The sequence below is a fragment of the Oscillibacter valericigenes genome (assembly GCF_021531435.1).
Taxonomy (GTDB): domain Bacteria; phylum Bacillota; class Clostridia; order Oscillospirales; family Oscillospiraceae; genus Oscillibacter; species Oscillibacter valericigenes_B.
The window spans coordinates 1-20,147 of the sequence record NZ_JAFBIS010000019.1 but is presented as its reverse complement, the minus strand read 5'-3'; the positions used below and the strand labels follow the sequence as shown (position 1 = coordinate 20,147).

Annotated in this window: 16 protein-coding genes and 1 tRNA gene; 5 read left to right on the top strand and 12 right to left on the bottom strand. The window is 59.0% G+C overall.

The genetic code is table 11. The features are described 5' to 3' along the window. Positions 1-33: 33 nt before the first annotated feature. Positions 34-1,974, top strand: coding sequence for an EAL domain-containing protein (locus tag JQM68_RS10455; RefSeq protein ID WP_235222951.1), 1,941 nt, complete (start codon positions 34-36; stop codon positions 1,972-1,974). A gap of 41 nt (positions 1,975-2,015) precedes the next feature. Here JQM68_RS10455 and addA read toward each other — a convergent pair whose 3' ends face one another. Then, positions 2,016-5,576 (bottom strand): helicase-exonuclease AddAB subunit AddA, encoded by a 3,561-nt coding sequence (addA, locus tag JQM68_RS10450; RefSeq protein WP_235222950.1) that lies wholly within the window; start codon positions 5,574-5,576, stop codon positions 2,016-2,018. 1 nt (position 5,577) lies between these two features. Continuing rightward, positions 5,578-8,889 (bottom strand): PD-(D/E)XK nuclease family protein, encoded by a 3,312-nt coding sequence (locus JQM68_RS10445; protein WP_235222949.1) that lies wholly within the window; start codon positions 8,887-8,889, stop codon positions 5,578-5,580. Between the two features lie 125 nt (positions 8,890-9,014). Between JQM68_RS10445 and JQM68_RS10440 the strand changes: the two genes are divergently transcribed. After that, positions 9,015-9,626, top strand: a complete 612-nt coding sequence (locus JQM68_RS10440) for a DUF1643 domain-containing protein (RefSeq protein ID WP_235222948.1) — start codon at positions 9,015-9,017, stop codon at positions 9,624-9,626. 38 nt (positions 9,627-9,664) lie between these two features. On the opposite strand, the gene JQM68_RS10435 is transcribed toward JQM68_RS10440, so the two are convergent. The 5 genes from JQM68_RS10435 to thrH all read right to left on the bottom strand — a co-directional run bounded on the left by JQM68_RS10435 (position 9,665) and on the right by thrH (position 13,732). Next, a complete protein-coding gene (locus JQM68_RS10435; RefSeq protein WP_235222947.1) occupies positions 9,665-10,138 on the bottom strand; it encodes a VOC family protein in 474 nt (157 codons plus the stop codon). A gap of 11 nt (positions 10,139-10,149) precedes the next feature. Next, a complete protein-coding gene (gene spoIIR / locus JQM68_RS10430; protein WP_235222946.1) occupies positions 10,150-10,785 on the bottom strand; it encodes a stage II sporulation protein R in 636 nt (211 codons plus the stop codon). Positions 10,786-10,866: 81 nt separating this feature from the next. Continuing rightward, positions 10,867-11,724, bottom strand: a complete 858-nt coding sequence (gene ispE / locus JQM68_RS10425; protein ID WP_235222945.1) for a 4-(cytidine 5'-diphospho)-2-C-methyl-D-erythritol kinase — start codon at positions 11,722-11,724, stop codon at positions 10,867-10,869. A 77-nt stretch (positions 11,725-11,801) separates the two neighbouring features. Beyond that, the gene (locus JQM68_RS10420; protein WP_235222944.1) at positions 11,802-13,082 is read right to left on the bottom strand and encodes a DUF1015 domain-containing protein; all 1,281 of its coding nucleotides are present in this window, start codon (positions 13,080-13,082) and stop codon (positions 11,802-11,804) included. A 50-nt stretch (positions 13,083-13,132) separates the two neighbouring features. Further along, positions 13,133-13,732 (bottom strand): bifunctional phosphoserine phosphatase/homoserine phosphotransferase ThrH, encoded by a 600-nt coding sequence (gene thrH / locus JQM68_RS10415; RefSeq protein WP_235222943.1) that lies wholly within the window; start codon positions 13,730-13,732, stop codon positions 13,133-13,135. A 205-nt stretch (positions 13,733-13,937) separates the two neighbouring features. Here thrH and JQM68_RS10410 point away from each other — a divergent pair, with 205 nt between their 5' ends. Then, entirely contained in the window at positions 13,938-14,159 is a 222-nt protein-coding gene (locus JQM68_RS10410) for a DUF378 domain-containing protein (protein ID WP_235222942.1), read from the top strand. A gap of 54 nt (positions 14,160-14,213) precedes the next feature. Here JQM68_RS10410 and JQM68_RS10405 read toward each other — a convergent pair whose 3' ends face one another. The 5 genes from JQM68_RS10405 to JQM68_RS10390 form a co-directional block, all read right to left on the bottom strand. Next, the gene (locus JQM68_RS10405) at positions 14,214-15,959 is read right to left on the bottom strand and encodes an Rqc2 family fibronectin-binding protein (RefSeq protein WP_235222941.1); all 1,746 of its coding nucleotides are present in this window, start codon (positions 15,957-15,959) and stop codon (positions 14,214-14,216) included. Then, positions 15,959-16,366, bottom strand: coding sequence for a Mini-ribonuclease 3 (locus JQM68_RS10400; RefSeq protein WP_235222940.1), 408 nt, complete (start codon positions 16,364-16,366; stop codon positions 15,959-15,961). The genes JQM68_RS10405 and JQM68_RS10400 overlap by 1 nt, the downstream gene beginning before the upstream one ends. 172 nt (positions 16,367-16,538) lie before the next feature. Then, positions 16,539-16,664, bottom strand: coding sequence for a hypothetical protein (locus JQM68_RS13785; protein ID WP_268821483.1), 126 nt, complete (start codon positions 16,662-16,664; stop codon positions 16,539-16,541). Positions 16,665-16,747: 83 nt separating this feature from the next. Further along, positions 16,748-17,830 (bottom strand): S-layer homology domain-containing protein, encoded by a 1,083-nt coding sequence (locus JQM68_RS10395; protein ID WP_235222939.1) that lies wholly within the window; start codon positions 17,828-17,830, stop codon positions 16,748-16,750. Positions 17,831-17,884: 54 nt separating this feature from the next. After that, entirely contained in the window at positions 17,885-18,523 is a 639-nt protein-coding gene (locus tag JQM68_RS10390; RefSeq protein WP_412758471.1) for a redox-sensing transcriptional repressor Rex, read from the bottom strand. Between the two features lie 361 nt (positions 18,524-18,884). Here JQM68_RS10390 and JQM68_RS10385 point away from each other — a divergent pair. Both JQM68_RS10385 and JQM68_RS10380 read left to right on the top strand, forming a co-directional pair. Beyond that, positions 18,885-18,961: transfer RNA gene (locus tag JQM68_RS10385), tRNA-Arg, on the top strand. Positions 18,962-19,101: 140 nt separating this feature from the next. Then, the coding region (locus tag JQM68_RS10380) for a tyrosine-type recombinase/integrase (RefSeq protein WP_235222937.1) at positions 19,102-20,147 on the top strand (1,046 nt) is incomplete at its 3' end.

The following is a 20,147-nucleotide window of genomic DNA, read 5'->3' as shown; positions in this document are numbered from 1 at the left end:
TAGGAATATGTTCTAAAGAAGGAGGGATTTCCATTGCTTCCGATCCGCTGGTCGCTGCTCTCTGAGTTTTTTTCCCTGCTTCTTTTGATCATTATCTGTACACATTACTTTGGCTATGAGCGGAATACCGCTTTCACCGGCAGACGAAAGTTCTTCCTCTGCTGCCTTTTGTCAGCCATGGGGTCCATCATACTGAATATCATCACCGTATTCACGATTTCCCTCCCCGGCTGTATTCCCCTGTGGCTCGCGGTTTTCTTCAACAGCAGCTACTTCCTTTTTACTCTGATCACCTGTTCCCTGTTCGCATGGTTTATGTTCAGCCTGACGCTGGAGCATGTTTATGACAAGCACTGTATGCGACGTGCCAAGGCAATCTTGGGCGGCATCTCTGTCCTTTCTTTCCTCATTGTTTTCATCAACCTGTTCACCGGCCTCTTGTTCTACTTTGACGACGCACAGGTCTATCAGCGCGGTCCCCTGAACCGTCTGGTATACGCCTTCCCCCTGGCTGAAATGGTGCTCCTGTTTCTATGTTACCGCAAAAACAGGAACAGCGTTTCCGATTCCATGGTTTATGTCATGCGGTTCCTGCCTCCCATCATACTCCTGCTTTGCGTGACACAGATCATTTTCCCGGATTTTCTCCTCAACGGCGCCCTGAGCGCCGTTGTCAGCCTGATCCTGTATATCAGCTTCCTGACGCACTCCAATGACCGGGACAACCTGACCGGCATTCGCAACCGGGACAACTTTATGACGGAGATGGGCCTGCGGATCGCGGGACACCAGCAGACCCATATCATCCTTGTCTCGCTGATGTCCTTTGCAGACGTCAATCTCCGGTACGGCCACGATTTCGGCAACGCTGTGCTGTATGAGCTGGCCCGGTATCTCGACCGGCTGTATCCCGACGGCCGCGCCTTCCGCACCAGCAACATGAACTTTGCGCTGACGCTGCCGTGGGTTTCCCAGGCGCAGGCGGATATGCAGCTGGAAGCCGTTCAAAAGCGCATGGAACAGCCCTGGGTGCTGGGCGATAGGAGCTGCTCCCTCTCTTTCTGCATGGTGGATATGCACTGTGAGGCCACGGAAAGCGACACGGTGGGCAGCTTGGTGGAACAGCTGGAATTTGCCCTGGTGCAAGCCAAAAAAACACGTTCTGTCGTCCGGTATAACCAGGATCTTGTCCGCAAGCTCTGGCAGCGGAAAGACCTCCTCGAGATCATGCGTCGGTCTATTAAAGAGCACCGTTTCTCTGTCTGGTATCAGCCTATTTACTGCTGCCACCGTGACATTTTCTGTTCTGCCGAGGCATTGCTCCGCTTAAACGACTACAATGGCGTCCCCATTTCTCCCGAGGTTTTCATTCCTCTCGCGGAGGGCTCCGGCATCATTGACGATCTGACATGGCTGGTGGTGGAGGATGCCTGCAGACTCCTCTCCTCGGGCCAGGTTCCGAAATTGGAGAGCATTTCCATCAACCTCTCCCTGCAGCAGTTCCTGGACCCCAATTTGCCGGCCTGTTTTCAAAAATATCTGACGGCCTATCAGGTCGATCCCTCCCGCATCAAAGTCGAGATCACGGAACGGTTCCTGCTCCACAACGCCGCCCATGCCCAGCAGCAGTTCGCCGCGCTGTCGGCCATCGGCATCGAACTGTACATGGACGACTTCGGCACAGGATACTCCAACCTTTCTAGTGTGCTGGACTATCCTTTCAATTTCATCAAAGTCGACCGCAGTTTGGTGCAGCACGCGCCGGAGGACCAGCGGGCCAATTTGATGCTCAGTACACTGATCTCCCTGTTCCACAGTCTGGACAAACGGCTCATTATGGAGGGCGTGGAAACGGAAGCCCAGGCCGAATACATGAAGCGCTGCGGCGCCGACATGATCCAGGGCTTTTACTACGCCAGGCCCATGCCGGAAAAACAGTTGATCCGTTTCTTCTCGGAGCAAAATCCCCAATGATCGAAAGCCCCTGTACCGTGATGGCACAGGGGCTTTTTCTTTTATATATCCACAGTCTCGCCGGCATTCAGGAAATACAGTGTCCGGCGCGTCACTTTTTTCTCCAGCACCTGCTCCAGTGCCAGGCTATACGCCTCCAGCTGGGGCCGGTAGTGTTCCGCACGTTCCGCCACCGCATCCGGCGTGTGGACACGGTCCGTTTTGAAGTCCACCACGGTCATGCCCTGCTCTGTCTCAAAGCAGCAATCCATCACACCCTGAAGCAGAATGGCGTCCTCTCCGCTGGCTGCCGGATCGTAATTCCGGGCGTCCATCAACAGCGTAAAACGGTACTCCCGGCGGACATTTTCTCCCCGGCGGATCTCCTCCGCCAGGGTCGAGGCCAGGAACCGCTCCAGCGCCTGAATATCCACGGCCGCCGCCTGCTCCGCCGTCAGCTTGTCGGCAAGCCGCAGCCGCTCCACCTGACCTGCCACATCCCGATCGGAAAAATCCAGGTATTGCAGCACCAGATGGGTAGCGGTGCCCCGCTCCGCCGGGGTCAGACCGTGGCGCTGCTGCCGGAATTTCGGCTGGGACAGGGGGCGGATGTAAGGCATGTGCGCCGCCTTTTCCGCGATCTCCTCATCCAGCGCCCGGCCTTTGAGCTGAGTGGCCGTCACCTTGGCGGGCAAGTCCGTTTCCAGGCGGTAAGGATACTGAAATTCCAGCAGTTCCGGGTCAAAAGATGCCTCCCGGCCTTCTGTCTCCTCCGTAAGCACGGCCCTGCCGGGCCGTGTCCGGTAAGCCTCGCTGTCATGGAGAAATACTTGCCATGGGTTGGTATCTCCGCAATACATCTGTTCCACTTCCACCTCTCCGCAGGCCCGCAGGGGCGCGGCCTCCGGGCGGCACAGCAGAGGCAGCAGCAGCCATTCTCCAAATGTTTTACATCCGGCCACCGTCTCCGGCAGCACCGGGCAGGAGGCCATGGCCGCCAATTTTTGCAGCCGGCCTGCCGCATTGTACATGGAATCCACCAGGATCAGCTTCTCCTTGGGCCGGGTCATGGCCACGTACAGGATGCGCTGCTCCTCCGCCAAGTTCTCCCGGCGGAGCTTTTCTTCGATGGCCAGCCGTGCCAGGGTGGGATATTTGATCTTCCGCTTCAAGTCCACCCGCCGGGGCCCCAGGCCCATCTGGGGATGGACCAGCACCGCCGTGTCGAAATCCTGCCGGGAAAAGGTGTGGTCCAGGTCCGCCAGAATAACGATGGGGAATTCCAGGCCCTTAGACTTATGGATGCTCATAAGGCGCACACCATTCACCGCCGCGCCGCCCTTGATGGCAGGCTCCTGCCCCGCGTCCAGCAGACGCCGGAGCTGGGTCACAAAGGCGAACAGGCCCTTGTAGCCGCTGCTTTCGAATTTCTCCGCATAGCTGCTGAGGGTGATGAGGTTCTCCTTCCGCTCTCCGCCGCTGTCCATGGCGCCGAAAATGCCCAGGATATTCAGCTTGTTGTAAATGTGCCACACCAGGCGGTGGACGCTCATGTCCCGTGCCGCCAGCCGCAGTTCCTCCAGGGTCTCCAAAAAGCGAAGGCAATCCTCTCCGCCGTCGGCCTCCACCGCACCGTAGAAATCACCGACCGGGGTCTTTCCCCGAATTTCCGCCAGTCTGTCCGGTGTGAAGCCGAATACCGGGGACCGCAGCACGGAGATCAGCGGCACGTCCTGCCGGGGATTGTCCACCAGCTCCAGCAGCGCCAGCATGACGGAGATCTCCATGGTGTGGAAAAAGTCGCCACTCTCCTCGAAGGAGCAGGGAATGTCCCGCTCCGCCAGAGCCTCGGAAAAGGCCGCCGTCCGGCTGCCGGGAGATCGCATCAGAATGACGATGTCCTCCGGCCGGCAGGGACGCAGGGTGCCGTCGCCGTCGGTCACGGGATAGCCCTCATCCAAAAGCCGCCGGATGCGCGCCGCCACGAATCGGGCCTCTGCCGTCAGTCTCTTCACCGGATGGTCATTCCCCGCCGACTTCCGCTGGGCGGAGATCAGGTGGAATTCCGTGCCGCAGTCATGGCGCTCCGGGTAATACTCCGCGCCGAAATGGAGAGCCTCGTCGTCGCCGTAGGCCATCTCCCCCATCTCCACAGAGAGGATATTCTCAAAAATGAAGTTGGCGGCGTCCAGGATCTCCTTCCGGGAGCGGAAGTTCTTGGAGAGAAGAATTTTCCGCTCCTCGCCTTCTTCCGCGTCCTCATAAGACTTGAAGCGGTTGTATTTTCCCAGGAAAATCGTGGGGTCCGCCAGACGAAAACGGTAAATGCTCTGCTTCACGTCGCCCACGGTAAAGATGTTCTGTCCGCGCTTGCTCACCGCCCGGAAGATGGCGTTTTGGACCTCGTTGGTGTCCTGATACTCGTCCACCAGAATTTCCTGATACCGGGCCGCCACCTGGGTGCCCAGCTCCGTAGGAGAGCCGTCCTCCGCTACCAGCAGCCGCAGGGCCAGATGCTCCTGGTCGGAGAAGTCGGCGGCGTTCAGCCGCAGCTTCTCCACCCGGTAGGCCTCACCGAAGTCCGCCGTCAGGTCCAGCAGGGCTATCATGGCCGGAGCCACCGCCCGCAGGTCCTCCATGGCCTCCTCTCCGCTGACGTTCAGCAAGCCGTCCAGCTTCTTCGTGGCGGCCTTGGCGCCCTCCCAGATCTGCTTCAGCGCCGTCACCGCCGGGTCATCCTTCCGTCCTCTGGGGGTGGTCAGCTTGGGAAATTCGATCATGGCTTCCCGCTGCCGGGCTTCCTCCCAGCAGCCGCTTTCGCTCAGCTCCAAAAAGCCCTGGGCGGCAATCAGAAATTTACTGCCGTACCCGGCGGACAGTGCCGCATCGCCATCTGTCCGCTCGGCGCCCTGCCGCAGCAGCGCCGCCCAGTGGGCGGCCTGGCGCCGCACCATGTCCATCAGTTCCCCGGCGTAAGGCGTGTCGTCAAATTCCCCGTCCAGGTCCTCCCAGGCTTTCCTGTTTTCCGTCAGCCATTTGGCAGGATAGGCGTGGCTTTGCAGCTTATCGTACAGTTCCAGCACCAACTCCTCCAGCGCCCGGTCGTCCCGGCCCGCGCCCAGCGTGTCCGCCAGCTGTTCTTTCCCCGCATCCAGCGTGTCGTAAAAGCTCTCCAGCGTCCGGGCCAGCACCCGCTGGCGAATCAGCTGTGCCTCGCTGTCATCCAGCACCCGGAAGTCCGGCGTCAGGGCGCAGCGGTCCTCCTCCCGGGCCAGGAGATGGGTGTTCTCCCGCAGCAGCGCCGTGCAGAAGGCGTCCACCGTCTTGATGTCCGCCTGATACACCCGCAGAAGCTGCCGCTTCAAATGCTGGTCGTTGGGCGTCTCCGCCAAATGCCTGCTGAGCTCTGAGGCGATCTTGCTTCTAAGCTCCGCGGCGGCGGCCTTCGTATAAGTAATGATGAGGAAATCATCCACATTGCAGTGCTCTTCCGTTACATACCGGAACAGCCGCTCCACCAGCACCTTCGTCTTTCCGGAGCCGGCGGCGGCGGACACCAGCAGGCTTCCGCCCCGGTTCTCCACCACGGAGCGCTGCTGGGGAGTCAATGTCAATTTTGCCATGTCAGTCTCCCTCCTCGTCCAGCGCTCTCCAGAATTCCTCCGGCTTCACCGGCAGGATGTAGCGCAAATGGTCGCCGTCCCGCCCGTCCTGAAAGTGGCAGGCGTCGGCCCAGTCGCAGTATTGACAGAAGCTGTCGTCCTCGCTGTGGCAGCATGGATCGGCGTCGATGTTGCCCTGCCGCACCTCGGCGGCGATTTGATGCAGCAGCTTCTCCACGTACTTTCCAAGCTTGCCGAGCTGCGCCGCCGAGGCGATGCTGCCGGAGAGACTTCCATCCCGGCTCACCCGCAGGGGCAGGTAGTGGGGCTCCCGCAGGGAGTCGTGCTCCATGGCCTCCAGCACGGCGGGTTCCGCCAGCAGCAGACCGGAGCGTTTCAGCTGCTTCTGCCGCTCGCTTTCCAGCTTCTCCGGCGGGATATTCCGCTCCAGGCTCAAAATTTCATCCCTGGCGGGCAGGTACATCACCCCCGCCGGCTCGATCTCATAGCCGAAGTGCTCTTTTCCTTCCTTTTGCAAAGTAAAGAGGTAGAGCAGCATCTGAATGTCCAGCCCCATCTTCACCGCCGCCAGGTCGAAGGCTTTTTTACCGGACTTATAGTCCACCACCCGGAGATACAGCTTGCCGTCCTTCACCCAGCCGTCCACCCGGTCCACCTTGCCGCCCACCCGCAGCTCCGCGTCCGGCTCGGACACCACCACGGCGGGCAAAGTACCGTTGTCGCCGAAGGAAAGCTCAAATTCCAGGGGGATGAAGTCCGAGTGCCGCATCTCCTCCGCCACCTGGTCGATGACGGCATAAGCCGTGTTCCGCAGCCGGGTGAACAGGTACTTGAACCGGGCGTTCCGCTCCTGGAAGTTGTGCAGCTCCTGCTCCACATAGAGGTCAATGTATTTCCGCACCAGCTTGTGCAGTTCCTCGTCATCCACCTTTGCAAAGCCGCCCATCCCCAGCACGTCCCGGGTAACGTTTTCCAGCAGGAAATGAAGGAAGGTGCCGATTTGGGGTGCGTCAAACGCCGCCGGAGTCCGGGGCTTCGCCTTCAAGCCGTATTCCATGAAATAAGCAAAGTGACAGGAGCGCATCCGCTCCAGCCGGGAGGCGGACATGGACACCCGGTCGCCGTACAGCGCCCGGACGGCGCTCCGGGACAGACTGCCCCGCTTGATAGAGGCTGCCCGCTCCATAGCCGCCAAACGCTCCGTAAACCGCGGTTCTTCCGCGAAATACCGCCACAGCGCCCCCTGGGGCTGCTGCCCCGCCGCCTCCAGCGCAGGGATAGCAGCTGTTAAGCGATACTCCTTGTCATTGCTCTCTTTTTCGACTTTTATTGCTGGGAAAAGGCTCAGTAAACGGCCGATGACGAAAGCGGGCCGCAGCTCCGCCCCGGACACATCGGATACCGGATAGCTGACCGTCAGTCCATCGGTGGGCTGAGCCAAGGCAGCGTAGAGGTTCTGCAGTTCGATGCTCATACGGTCCATGCCCGTTGGCGCCAGCTCAATACCCCGCTGGGCCAGCGCATCCCGGTCCTCGTCGTTCAGGATGCCGCCGCTCTGACCGGGGTCCGGCAGCACATGGTCGTTGGCCCCCAGCAGGAACAGGTGCCTGTCCGTATGGCGGTCATTTCGGGTGATCTCGCTGACGGACACCTGGTCCAGGGACACCGGGATGGTGCCCACGCTGTACTGGGTCACCACCTGACGGAACAGCCGTGTAAACTCGTCTAAGCTCATGGGCTCATCGCCCAAAATCTCCACGAACTGGTCCAGCACGCCGCAGAGGATCTCCCAGAGCTGAGCCGTCTCCTCCGCGTCCTGGAGCCTTCCCGCCTCCGCCTGGGCCTTCATCTGGCTTTCCAGCGCGTTCTGGAGGCCCAGCGTCTCCATAAAGCTGTAAAGGGAATTTACTTTCTCCCGTGCTGTTTCTCCGGTTTTGAGCCCTTCCGCCAGCGCCAGCAGCGGCTGGCGCACCCGACGGCGCAGCTCATTGATCCGCTCCAGCCGGGCCTGCCGTTCCCCGTTCCAGGGTTCTCCGTAGCCCTCCGGGTTCTCCGTCCAGTCCACATCCCGCAGCCACATCTGCCCGTGGATCTCCCATTTCAGGACATAGTTTTCCAACTCATCGCATTCCGCCGCCGTCAGTCCGGCCAGCCCGGTCTTCAGCCAGCGGAACATATCCTCGTACTCATAGCCGTTGCCGACAGCCGCCAATACGCCTGTCAGCAGGCTCAACACCGGCTTCTCCAGAATATCGCTGCGGCGGCTCAGGTAGGCCGGGATGCCGTACCGCTCGAACACCGTCTCGATAACGCCCTCGTAGTCTCCCATGTTCCTGGCCGCCACGGTAATATCCCGGTAGCGGCACTTCCCCGCCGCTACAAGCCGTAGAATGTCTGCCGCGGTCTGCTCCACCTCGGAGAACACGTTGTCCGCCTCCCGGATACAGATGGCGCCGCTGTCCCCCTCAAAAGGCACGTTCTCACCGAAGAAGTACCGCTCCACATGGCCCAGGGCGGTGTTATCCCTGCGCTTCAACACCTGAATCTCCACTGGACACCGCTCCTGCTCCGCCACGCGGCGCAGCTGGCCCAGGGTTTTGAGAGACGCCTCAAAAATCTCCTCCCGGCTGTTCGGCTCTCCCAGCAGCGTCACGGTGACAGACCTGGCCTGCCGCAGCAGAACAGAAAGCGCCCGCCGCTCCTGGGCGTTGAAATAGGTAAAACCGTCGATGAAAATATCCTTGCCGCAGGCGTAGCCGGAATCCTCCAGGCTGTCACACAGCTTTGTCATCCGGTCCCGGGCGTCCACGCCGGGACGCCGCAGGCGGGCCTCATAAGCGCCGTACAGCAGGCTCAGGTCGCAGAGCTTGTCATGGGTCGCCCCCGTGATGTTCTGGGCCTGGGCATACAGGTTTTCCGGGGAGACCTCGTAGCACCGCAGCTCGTCTAACAAAGCCAAAAGCTGCTGCAGAAAAGCGGACTTCTGGGAGGGACGGCGGTAGACCGTCAGAGAGGGCATGACCTCCGTCAACGCCTTCTGCAGCGTCAGCAGCTTACCGCCGGCGTCCAATGTCACCTGGGCGATGCCGCCGGTGATGGCCAGCACCCGGTCGCTGAGCCGCCGGAAGCTCAAAACCTCCGCGTGGCGGCTGGCAGTGGGGCCGCAGGCGCGGCACAGGTCCACCTCCGCCTGGTGGGAAGCGTGCTCCGGCACCAGCAAAATCTGCCGGCCGGAATCCCCCAGCTCCGCGATGCGGCGCAGTACTGTATCCGATTTTCCCGTTTTGGCACGGCCCATCAAGATCGTCAGCATAGGCGTTCTCCTTTTCTTTTCCTGTGTGACATGATACCATAGTTTCTGTCCCATTAACAGCCCCGGTTGCCTTTTTTCATCCGGTGTGCTATCCTGAAAAAAACGTCGAAAAAGGAGGCGCCGCCATGCCCCACATCCCACAGGGAACCACCGACACGCTGACGCTGGAGTTGTTTGACCCGGCCCTGGAGTCCGCTCTCCGGCCCTCGCCGGACTATGATGTCAGCCGCTGGCTGTATGTCCCCAACACCTACTCGGAATACCGTTACATTCTGGGCACCCGGGGTGAAAAGCCCCTCATCTGCGTGGGCATCAATCCCTCCACCGCCGCGCCGGATGCTCTGGACCCCACTCTGCAGTCCGCCCAGCGCATTGCCCTGGCCAACGGCTACGACAGCTTCCTCATGTTCAACGTCTACGCCCAACGGGCCACCCGGCCAGACGATATGGAGCCGCACCTGAACCCCGCCCTGCACGTGGAAAACCGCAAGGCCTTCTGCTACCTGCTGTCGCTGTCGGAGCATCCGGCGGTGTGGGCCGCTTGGGGAAACATCATCGAAAAGCGGGACTACCTCATGGACTGTATGCGGGACTTCGCCGCCGACGGCCAGGCTGCGGGCGCCCGGTGGTACACCGCCGGCCCTCTGCTGAAATCCGGTCATCCCCACCATCCCCTGTACCTGAGAAAGGATACCAAACTGCTTGATTTTGATATTACTGCTTATCTGAAACGCTGAAAAACCGCCGTTGGGAATCCCCAACGGCGGTTTCGCACTTATTTCAAAAGTTCTTTGGCATATTCCAAACTAATATCCATGCGCCTAGCCACGCCCTCCTCGTTCAATCCGCCGTCCCGGAACCGCTTGGCCACCTTGTCCAGGCTCTCGCCCACCTCGAGGATGTGGCCGTCCGGGTCGTACAGCCGCACGGCCCGCTGGCCCCAGCGGTGCTCCACGGGCGGACGCACCAGCTTGATCTCCGGGTGATTTTTCAGGATACCCAAAAAGGCGTCAAAGTCGTCAGCCACATAGTACATCTCGGCGTCGTTCCCGCCGAAACGGATGTCCCCTGTCTGCTTGTCCAGAAATTCGGCCCAGGTCTCCAGTGTCTGGAGGGACAGTCCCCCGGTGAGTACCTTATTGGCGCCGAAGTCATTGACCACTTCCAGACCCAGTACCTCCCGGTAAAACGCCAGAGAGCGCGCCATATCCCGCACCGCAAACAGCGGTCCGCCCGCTTTCAATCCCATGTCCATCCCTCTCAATCCCATTTCTCTCTCAGGGTCTCCCACCACTCCACGGCTTTGAATTTCAGCACATAGCCCCGGTCTTCCTCCGTGATGAGGCGGACTTCCTCCTCAGAAAAGCCAGCGGCCAGAGCGGAAGCGGGCACATCGGCGGACGCGGCGGTACACAGCGGCGGGAACACCACACACCACCAGTTCCGGCCTTTTCCCTCACCGATAATGACCCGTAAGGCCAGGTATTCTCCGGCGGGCAGGGTAAAACCGTCATACGCTTTTGTGGGAAACTCCGTGTTCTCCAGCTCTACCGTCACCGGGTAATCGTAGCCTTCCGCAACGATCTCCGCCGCAGCGATGCGCTCCAGCTCCAGCAGTTCCCCCCGCAGGCGGCTCTCTGCCTCCCGGCGGTCAGGGGACTCTTCCAAAATGGCAGTGGCCCGCTCCAGTACCACATCCCGCACCTTGAGCTTCAGGGCCTGATCCTCCTCGGAATCGGAATTTGCCAGCACATGGAGCCGCACCACCTTCTCTGCCAGGTCATTCTGGGTCCGCAGGGCCAGTGCCCCGGAGGTCAGGAATACTGCCAGGCCGATCAGCAATGCAATTTCAAAAAACTTTAATTGATGTCTGCGTTCTTTCACTGCGGTTTTCATATCATTCCATCCTTATTGGTATGTAGGCCCGTTGGCCTTTGATGGAATCATAGACAAAACCGCTGTGATTTATACAAATTCTCAGAATTTTTTGACGGGAACCGCCAGATATGTCTGCCGGTAGTCCTGCTTCAGCGCCTCAAACGTCCGCCGGGCCGTCTCCCGCTCCGCAAAGATGCCGAACACCGTGGGCCCGGAGCCGCTCATGGCGGCGTTCAGCGCACCAAGCTCCAAAAGACGGCTTTTCACGGCAAATACCTCGTGGTATTCCTCCGGCAAAACCTCCTCAAACACATTCCCCAGCCGGGCCGCCACACCTGCCAAATCTCCGGCCTCCAGTGCCAGCCGCATGCCGCCGATGTCCGGACGGCGAACCAGCTCTCCCCCATCCACCAAAGCAAACAAGGATGGCGTGGGGATGCCGAAATCCGGCTTGCAGAGGACGAACCAGCAGTCCGGCAGAGGCGGCAGGTCTGTCAGCACCTCGCCCCGGCCCTCCGCCAGAGCGGTGCCGCCTCGGACGCAAAAGGGCATGTCGCTGCCCACGGTAAAACCGATGCGCTCCAGTTCCTCCGCGGACATTTCCGGCGCATACGCATCCCGCAGAATACGCAGGAGTGCCGCCACATCGGCGCTGCCGCCGCCGAGTCCGGCGTAGGCGGGCGTCACTTTTTCCAGAGTCACCCGCAGACCCGGCATGGGAAGTCCGGCGGCCTCGAAAAAAGCCTCCGCCGCCCGCTGCTCCAATGTTTTCTTCCCCGCCGGGATGAAATCCCCATCCGTCCGCAGTTCAAAGCCCTCCGCCGTTTCCTCAACGGCAACGGTATCGCAGAGCGAGACGGTCTGCATGACCATCCGCATATCATGGTAGCCGTCAGGCCGGGTGCCCAGGATGTCCAAAGCCAGATTTACTTTTGCCGGAGCCGTCAATGTTTTCATGATGATTCTCCTAAAAAATTGTCCCCGCGGAAAACTCCACGGGGACAGTTTAGCATGTTCTGAAAGCCCATGCAATCTTATTTGATCTTTCGGGCCTCCACATAGTAGCGCTTATCCTGGGCATGACCCATGGAGAAGGTCTTACGGGGCAGCACGCCGTCGGCCATGACGGTCTTGAACAGCTGCTCCTTGCCCATGGCGGGCAGCAGGAAGCCCATGTTGCCGCTCTTGCCGCCCAGTTCCTTTGTCACCTCGTCGCCGTGGATGTAATCCACCTCGCCGCTGTGGGATTTCAGGTACTCGTCGATAACGCCCTGGAGGGTACCCACCGCCAGCTGGACCTTGGGGTCGGGAACCGTCACGAAATCATCGTGGCCTTCCCACACCACCTCGATGACATGGCCCTCACCCTTGCCCTCATAGGCGTTGGGATAAGCCGCCTTGAACGCGGCCATGAAATCGTCATGGTCCACACCGAACAGGACGCGGTGGATGGGCTCGAACTGAAGGGCGTCATCGTGGTTGTTCACCACCTCTACCAGGGCATACCGGGCGGGCAGACTGGCCCACTCGCTCTCCGGCGTGACCTTCTTCAAATTCTCATAGCACTGCTTGGCAGTAGCCAGGGAGTGGTTGCCGTCACCCACGGCAAACAGCAGGGGCGCCGCGCCGCGCATACCGTACTTCTTCTCCATCTCCTCTCCGGAGCACAGGCCCGTCAGAGCGTCCGCCACGCCGTCCATCTGGACATCGGACAGCTTCCAGCCCACCAGATGGCCGCCGCCCTGCTGGAGGTCGAAGTCGTACAGCTTCTCCATCTCGCCGCTGGCGGCGGTAAGAGGCTCAATGACGGTCTTATCCGGGTCGTCGATCAGCAGCATCACATGGGGCAGCTCGATGGGAGCGTCCTGCCGCACCCGGACCCGGGGCGGGATACGGGACAGCACCGTGCCCTCGGTGGCCCGGATGAGGGCGCCGGAGCCGGGGGTGAAGTCGTATTGGTCCAGGTCCACCATGCCGATCAGTCCGTGGCGCACCTTGCCGTCGGACTGGGTGCGTTCGATGTAAATGAGGGAGTCACCCAGGGTCTTGAACACGCCGTCGTCCAGGTATTTCTTCATAGAAGCGTTGATGGCGGCGATATCCTTGTCCACATCGGGGCCGTTCAGCTTGGCCTCCGGCAGAATGAGCCGCAGTGTGGAGGGCGCCTCCTGTACCGTCTCCTCCACCGCCTGCCAATACTCCGGCTGAGAGGTGAACTGGTCGCAGGCTACCACGGCCCACTTGGTCATGTCCGCTTCCTTGGGAAGCAGGATATCAGCGGGGTAAAAGCCCAGGTCCTTGAATTTCTCGTTCATACGGCATCTCCCTTTCTTCGTCAAAATGTATTCATAAAGCGAATATCAATTTACAGTGCGGCCTTGATAGCGGCCAGCAGGTCGCCGAATTCCTCGTAGGCGGGCAGCTCCGGGTGGTCGGCTTTGATCTTCTCCGTACTCTTGAACAGGAAACCGGCCTTGCTGGCCTGGATCATGCCCAGGTCATTGTAGCTGTCGCCGGAGGCAATGGTCTCGTACCCGATGGACTGCAGCGCCTTTACCGTAGTCAGTTTGGACTGCTGGCAGCGCATCTTGAATCCGGTGATCTCGCCATCGGGAGCCACCTCCAGAGAGTTGCAGAAAATGGTGGGCCAGCCCAGCTTTTCCATCAAAGGCTTTGCAAACTCCTCAAAGGTATCGCTGAGGATAATGACCTGGGTCATGGAGCGCAGCTCGTCCAGGAATGCCTTGGCGCCGGGCAGCGGGTCGATCTTGGCGATGGTCGCCTGGATCTCCTTCAGGCCCAGTCCGTGTTCCTTCAGGATCCCCAGACGCCAGCGCATCAGCTTGTCATAGTCCGGCTCGTCCCGGGTAGTGCGCTTCAGCTCCGGGATGCCGCTGGCCTCCGCGAAAGCGATCCAGATCTCGGGCACCAGAACGCCCTCCATATCCAGGCATACAATATTCATACCGTTTTCTCCTATTCCTGTTTTTCCGTTCCGCCGCCTGTGGCGGCCGATGATCCTGTTTTGATTATACAATACCCGGACCGGTCTTTCAATGATAATCAGAAAATTATTCCAAAGAGGTCCACCTTTATCGGTGAATAATCGGAAACGATGTTGGACACGCTATCTGCAAGTTCCCTATATGGGCATGAATGGAGGTTAAACCATGTTCATCGACAAGCTTGCCATGATCCTGGCTATCATCGGCGCCCTGAACTGGGGCGGCATCGGCCTGTTCGAATTCGACACCGTGGCATTTTTCTGCGGAGGACAGCTGGCGATCCTGTCCCGCATCATCTACACCCTGGTGGGGCTGGCCGGACTGTGGTGCATCACCCTGCTGTTCCGCACCGGCGAGGAACACGGCCACGCGCCCCATACCGCCTGACAGCCACACGCTGATACAGCAAAACGAGCGGAGCAAAAGCTCCGCTCGTTTCGCTCATTTGACCAGAAGCTGTTTGACCAGCGCCTCGTCCGGCGTGACATTCACCGTCCGGCAGGTACTGTAGATCACCATGCCCGGCCGGGCCCCGGCAGGCTTTTTCACGTTTTTCACCGCCGTGTAATCCACAGGGACGTTGCCGCTCTCCCGGGCCTGGGAGTAGTACGCCGCCAGCTTGGCGGCCTCCACGATGGTGTCGTCATCCGCCTCCCGGCCCTCCGTACATAAAATCACATGCGCGCCGTGGATCTTCTGGGTGTGGAACCAGAGGTCCCGGTGGTCAGCGTCCTTCATGGTCAGTTGGTCGTTCTGTCGGTTGTTGCGCCCCACCAGGACCTTAAAGCCGCTGGTCGTGCGGAAGGTCCGGGGCTTCGCCGCCCGTTTGACCTCCTTCTTCCCCTGCTTGCGCAGGAATCCGGCGTCTTTCAGCTCACCGCGGATGTCAATGAAGTCCTGCTCCGTCTCGCCGTGGCTGATCTCCTCCAGCACACTCTCCAGATACTCGATGTCCCGCCGGGCAATTTCCATTTGCTCCCGCAGGTACTTTTCCGCCGTTTTTGCCTTCGTATACCGCTTGTAATACTTGGCGGCGTTCTGCTGGGGCGTCAGCAGCGGGTCAAGCTGGATGGTGATGGAGGGGCAATCCTCCTCGTAGAAATTCTCGCAGGTCAGCTTGCTCTGTCCCCGCTCCATCCGGTAGAGGTTGGAGGTGATCAGGTCGCCGCAGATACGGAGCTTGTCCCGGTCCTGGGTCTCGGCGTAGTCCTTCTCCTGAAGGGCCAGCTTCCGCCGCAGGCGGTCCCGGGCGGTAGTGGCGGTGCGGATGAGGTCCGCGCCCCGCTGACGCACCCGCTCCTGCCGCTCCCGCTGCTCATAGAAGCTGTCCAGCAGGGCGGAAAAGCTGTCAAACCGCTCTGTTTCCAGAATTCCGCCATATTGCTGAATGGGCAGACAGGCGAACTCCTCCGGTTTGCCGTCCTTTTTTAGCGCAATTGGTGTAAAGCAGTTTTCCTTTATAGCATTTACAAACAAAGAAATCTCCTGCCAAAAACGATCTCTTCCCGCCTCGTCCAGTTCAAACAGCCGTCCGTCCGTCGCCCCGGTGGTGCGGAAGGCCAACTCCCGGACCATCAGTGGTGAAACCCCGAAGTAGCTGTCCAGCAGAAAGGCGTCCAGCTGGCGCTCCGGGTTGGCGGCGGACAGCTTTTCCCGGAATCCGTCCTCCGTCTCCTCCGTCACCAGCAGGCGGCCCACAGAGGCAGGCGGTTCATAATAAAGCCCCGGCAGAACCTGCCGCTGGGCGGACATGTCCGCGTCCACCCGGCGCATACAGTCGATGATGCGTCCCTCGCCGTCCAGCAAAATCAAATTGGACCGGCGGCCCATGGCCTCCAGGACCAGCGTCCGCTTTCCCGGCTGGCCGAAATCATCCGTGATGTCCAGCTCCAGCCGTACCAGCCGCTCCAGGGTGGGCTGGGTAATATCCGCTACCCGGGCGCCCACCAGATGCTTGCGCAGCAGCATGCAGAACATGGGCGGTTCCGCCGGGTTGTCCCGGACTGTCTCTGTCAGCTGAATACGGGGCGCGTTAGCTCCGGCGTTCAGCAGCAGCCGCTTATTGCCCCGCAGCAGCAAAATGACCTGATCCCGGGCGGGCTGCTGTACTTTGTCGATGCGCAGATTCAGTAATTGAGGCCGCAGCTCCTCCACAATGGCCTGTAAGCAAATGGCGTCCAGTGGCATCAGACCGCTCCCTCCATCATTTTGTCGAACAGTTCGTTGACCCGCTCCCGGCGGCCCTTCAGCCACAGCCAGCCCAGCAGGGCCTCCAGCGCAGTAGCTTCTCCGTACTGGGCGCGGCTGGCATGGCCGGGGACACTGTGCACCTGGGCATTGCGCCCCCGCTTGAACACAGCCATTTCTTCCTCCGTCAGCAGAGGCAGAATGTGCTCCGCCTTCTCCGCCTGGCTCTCGGCGCACACCAGCTGGATGGTGGCCTGGTGAAGGCCCTTGCCGGTGGCCTTCCCGTGGGCGCACAACCAGGTACGCACCATCACCTCAAACACCGCGTCGCCCATATGAGCCAGGCCGATAGAGCTGATCGCCCGGAGCTGGTCATCCGTCAAATCAATATCAAAATAGTCTTGCATCAGGGCCTCCCGCTCAAGTAATTCTTGAATGGATAGTATATCACAGCCGGCTTCGTTTGTCACTCTTTTCCCCGCCTGGGGGCTCTCCCGCGCCTGCAAAAGCGGCAAAGAAGGCGCCCCGTGTTTTCCACGGGGCGCCGTTATCTTATGTCATACGGTTACGAAACGCCGTTTAGCAGCAGGAATTGTTGCAGCCGTTGTTGCAGCCGCCCCAACTGTTGCCGCAGCAGCAGAAAATGATGATCAGGAGAATGATGATCCAGCAGCAGTTACCGCCGCCCCAACCATTATTACACATACCGGAACCTCCTATGAGTTGTTGACCGGGTTTGCCGGTCTCAATCCATATTATGCGGTCCCGGCAAAGGGGTTCCTGCGGTTTTACAGACGCCAGCCGGTCACCATGTTCCGGGCCTCCTCCCGCTCCCGGGAAGTGAATACACCCTTATCCTGCAGGTGATCTCCCAGCGTCCGGCTGCCGTCCGGCATCCAGGCATCCAGCGCGTAGTAGGAGATATACACCAGCTCCGCCCGCAGGAACGGGTCCCGCTGGAGCATCTCCACCTCACCGGACGTCAGCACGCCGGCGTTTTGGGCGCGGAGCAGCGTATCGGACAGGTCCGTATTGGCGGAGGAGCTGTACCCCATGGCCCGCAGCACAAATTCCGTATACTGCCGGGCATTGACCGCACCGGCTGGTTTGAACTGCGTGGCGCTGTACCCGTTGGTGTAGCCCATGCTGTACGCATAGCCCACATACTTCTCCGCCTGAGAGCCCTTCTGGATGTCCGTAAAGGGCGTGGTGCCTGTCCAGTCCAGGGCTTGCTCCTCCTCCCCCAGGACCCGGATGAACATGATCAGGGCCTGCAGGCGGGTAGGCGCGGCCTCCAGGTCGAAGCCCTGGCCATACCCGGTAAAGCTGCCCTTGAACAGGTGCATGGTCTTCAACGCGGCGGCCATGGCGTTATAGTCCGTAGCGCCGGAGTACATAAATGTCCCGCCCTGGTGATCCACCACCGCCGTTTTGGAAGTAACGGTAAACGTGGCGGCGGTATCCTCCGCCACGATGTAGCGGTGGTTTGCCTGCAAAGCCGTTCCGCTGGGCACCGCTTTGCCATCCGTGGCATCTATCACCGCGCCGGAGTCATAAGCCACCTGCCCCTGTCCGGCCAGCAGCATCACGCTGACGCCGGTGGGACCCATCAGGGCATCCGCCTGCTTCAGGCGGCTTTCCGCCCACGACGAGGTGTCTCCAGACGGTACGGATAGTTCCGCGCCGGACAGCAGCGCCGCGTCGGAAGCGTCCAGCTTTTGATCCACACGGCTATTCACCGCATCGGTAAACGTACCCTCCAGATACGACAGCGACACCAGCGGATCCCCGGCATCACCGGCGGCCAGCCCCCACACCGCCGCAAGCAAAAGCAGGCAGAACGGGAGTAAGAGCAATATCTTTTTTTTCATAATCGGGCAGGTATCCTTTCGTCAGCCTGGCGGCAATTCGCCGAGGCGGCGCTTTCAGCGGTTTGCAATGCGGTAGCTAAGGGTCAGCAGGCTGTCTGCAAAATGGATGTTTTCAAATTTCACGTCCGGTTTTGCGCTGGAAAGCTCCACATTGGTAAAGTTCCAGAACCCATGTACGCCCATCTCGATCAGTCTGTTCGCAGTGTCCTGCGCCACATCCTGGGGAATGGTCAGCACCACCACATCCACGCTGTGTGCTTCAATGTAGCTCTCCAGCTCATCCATGGCGTATACGGGAACGCCGTTGACTGTGGTGCCGATCACGGAGGGCGATACATCAAACGCCGCGTCCGCAGAGAATCCGGTCTGGGAGAACGGGAAATTCCGCAACAGCGCGCGGCCCAGGTTGCCCACGCCGATCATCACCAGATGGTGGTCGTTGTCTACGCCCAGAATATGACCGATCTCGGCCCGCAGCTCCTCCACATTGTAGCCATATCCCTGTTGGCCGAACTCACCGAAGCAGCTGAAATCCTGCCGGATCTGAGACGCGGTGATGTTCATTTCCTGTCCCAGCGAATGAGAGGAAATGCGCACAACACCGCGGGCGCACAGATCTGTCAACTGGCGGTAATATCGGGGCAGCCGCCGGATCACAGCATCAGAGATATTCTCCTTCTTCAAAACACTCACTCCTTCTGGATACTCGTTAAATTATTCTCAAAACTTAGTTTAGACCAAATTCACTACCTTGTCAATTTTTTTAACAATCTTTTTGTGGGAAAATTTTTAATGACCCTCTTTACACCCGCTGAAAACTCTGCTATACTACTTCACGATGTGTGAAGGCACATCTAGTTAAATGCGCCTGTGGCGCAGTTGGATAGCGCGTCAGACTCCGACGTTTCAGGTCCTATCCGCAGCGAACCGGCGCAACCCCTTGCAATCAGTGGCTTCCAGCCAATGCAGAAGAAAATTTCCTTCGCCGTTGACTACTATTTGACCACTATTTTCAAAAATAGCACTTCCCTACAAGTTCATACCGTTTTGATACGCGCCCGTGGCGCAGTTGGATAGCGCGTCAGACTCCGACTCTGAAGGCCGCTGGTTCGAATCCAGTCGGGCGTACCAAAAGAAAGCCTTGAAACTACAATGTTTCAAGGTTTTTTCTTTTTCGCAGAATATAGAAATCAGACTCACAGGGGCAAAAAGCGCACAAAAAAGCGCACAAACAGAAACGCCATTGATACATCGGAAAGAAGGATGTATTTATGGCAAATATCCGCGAGAACACAAAGAACGGAAAGGTTATTTCCTACCGCTTCACCATCTGTCTGGATCGTGATGCCCAAGGCAAGCAGATCCGCCGCTATACCACATGGACACCGCCGCAGGACTTAACGTTAGCCAAAGCCAGAAAGGCCGCAGAGCGTGCCGCAGACGCATGGGAGCTGGAAATGAAAGCCACCTACAAAGCTGAAAAAGAAGCTGCTGCAAGCGGGCAGAATTACTCTCTCCCTTCAGAAAAGCGGAAAGATGATTTTGTATCGTTTGTAAATGATACATGGTTTACTCTCTTTATCTGCAATGGAGATCGCAAGCGGACAACTACCGTGTATTATGCGGACATTGCGCGGTACATCACTGCATACTTTAAGGGTGCCATTCTCCAAGAAATCTCCCCTATTCATATCCAAAACTACCTAAAGCATTTGCGTACAGATCACGAAAAGCGAACCGGAAAGCCGCTGTCCGGTAAATATTTGCATCACCACTATGGGGCACTAAAAAACATCTTTGGGTATGCTGAAAGAAATGACATGATTATTAAAAACCCCATGAACCGAGTCGATGCTCCCAAGATCGTCAAAAAGCCTGTTGACGCATTTACCCCCGAACAGGCAAAAGACTTTTTCTCCTGTCTGGCAAACTGCCCTATTGATTTCCGCTGTATGCTTCATCTACTGATTACTACCGGAATGCGGCGCGGTGAGTGCATCGGCTTGAAATGGAAAGACGTTGATACACAGAATGGCGTTTTACATATCGAGCGCGGTGTAGCCTATACTTCAACAACAGGTATTGTTGTCAGTACCCCTAAAACAAGTTCAAGTATTCGTACCATTCCGCTCATGTCAAGCACGCTGCTCTTGCTGCAACAGCTAAAGCAGCAAGTCAAAGTCGAAAATCCAAACGTCCTTTTGAATGAAGCATTTATTTTCCCAAGCGAAAAAGGCCGGCCGGGCGTAAAATTTTGTGTAAGCGTTTTTCGACAAAGTCAAGAATGGCGCTGGAAAGCAGGGCGGATTCTGGCCTG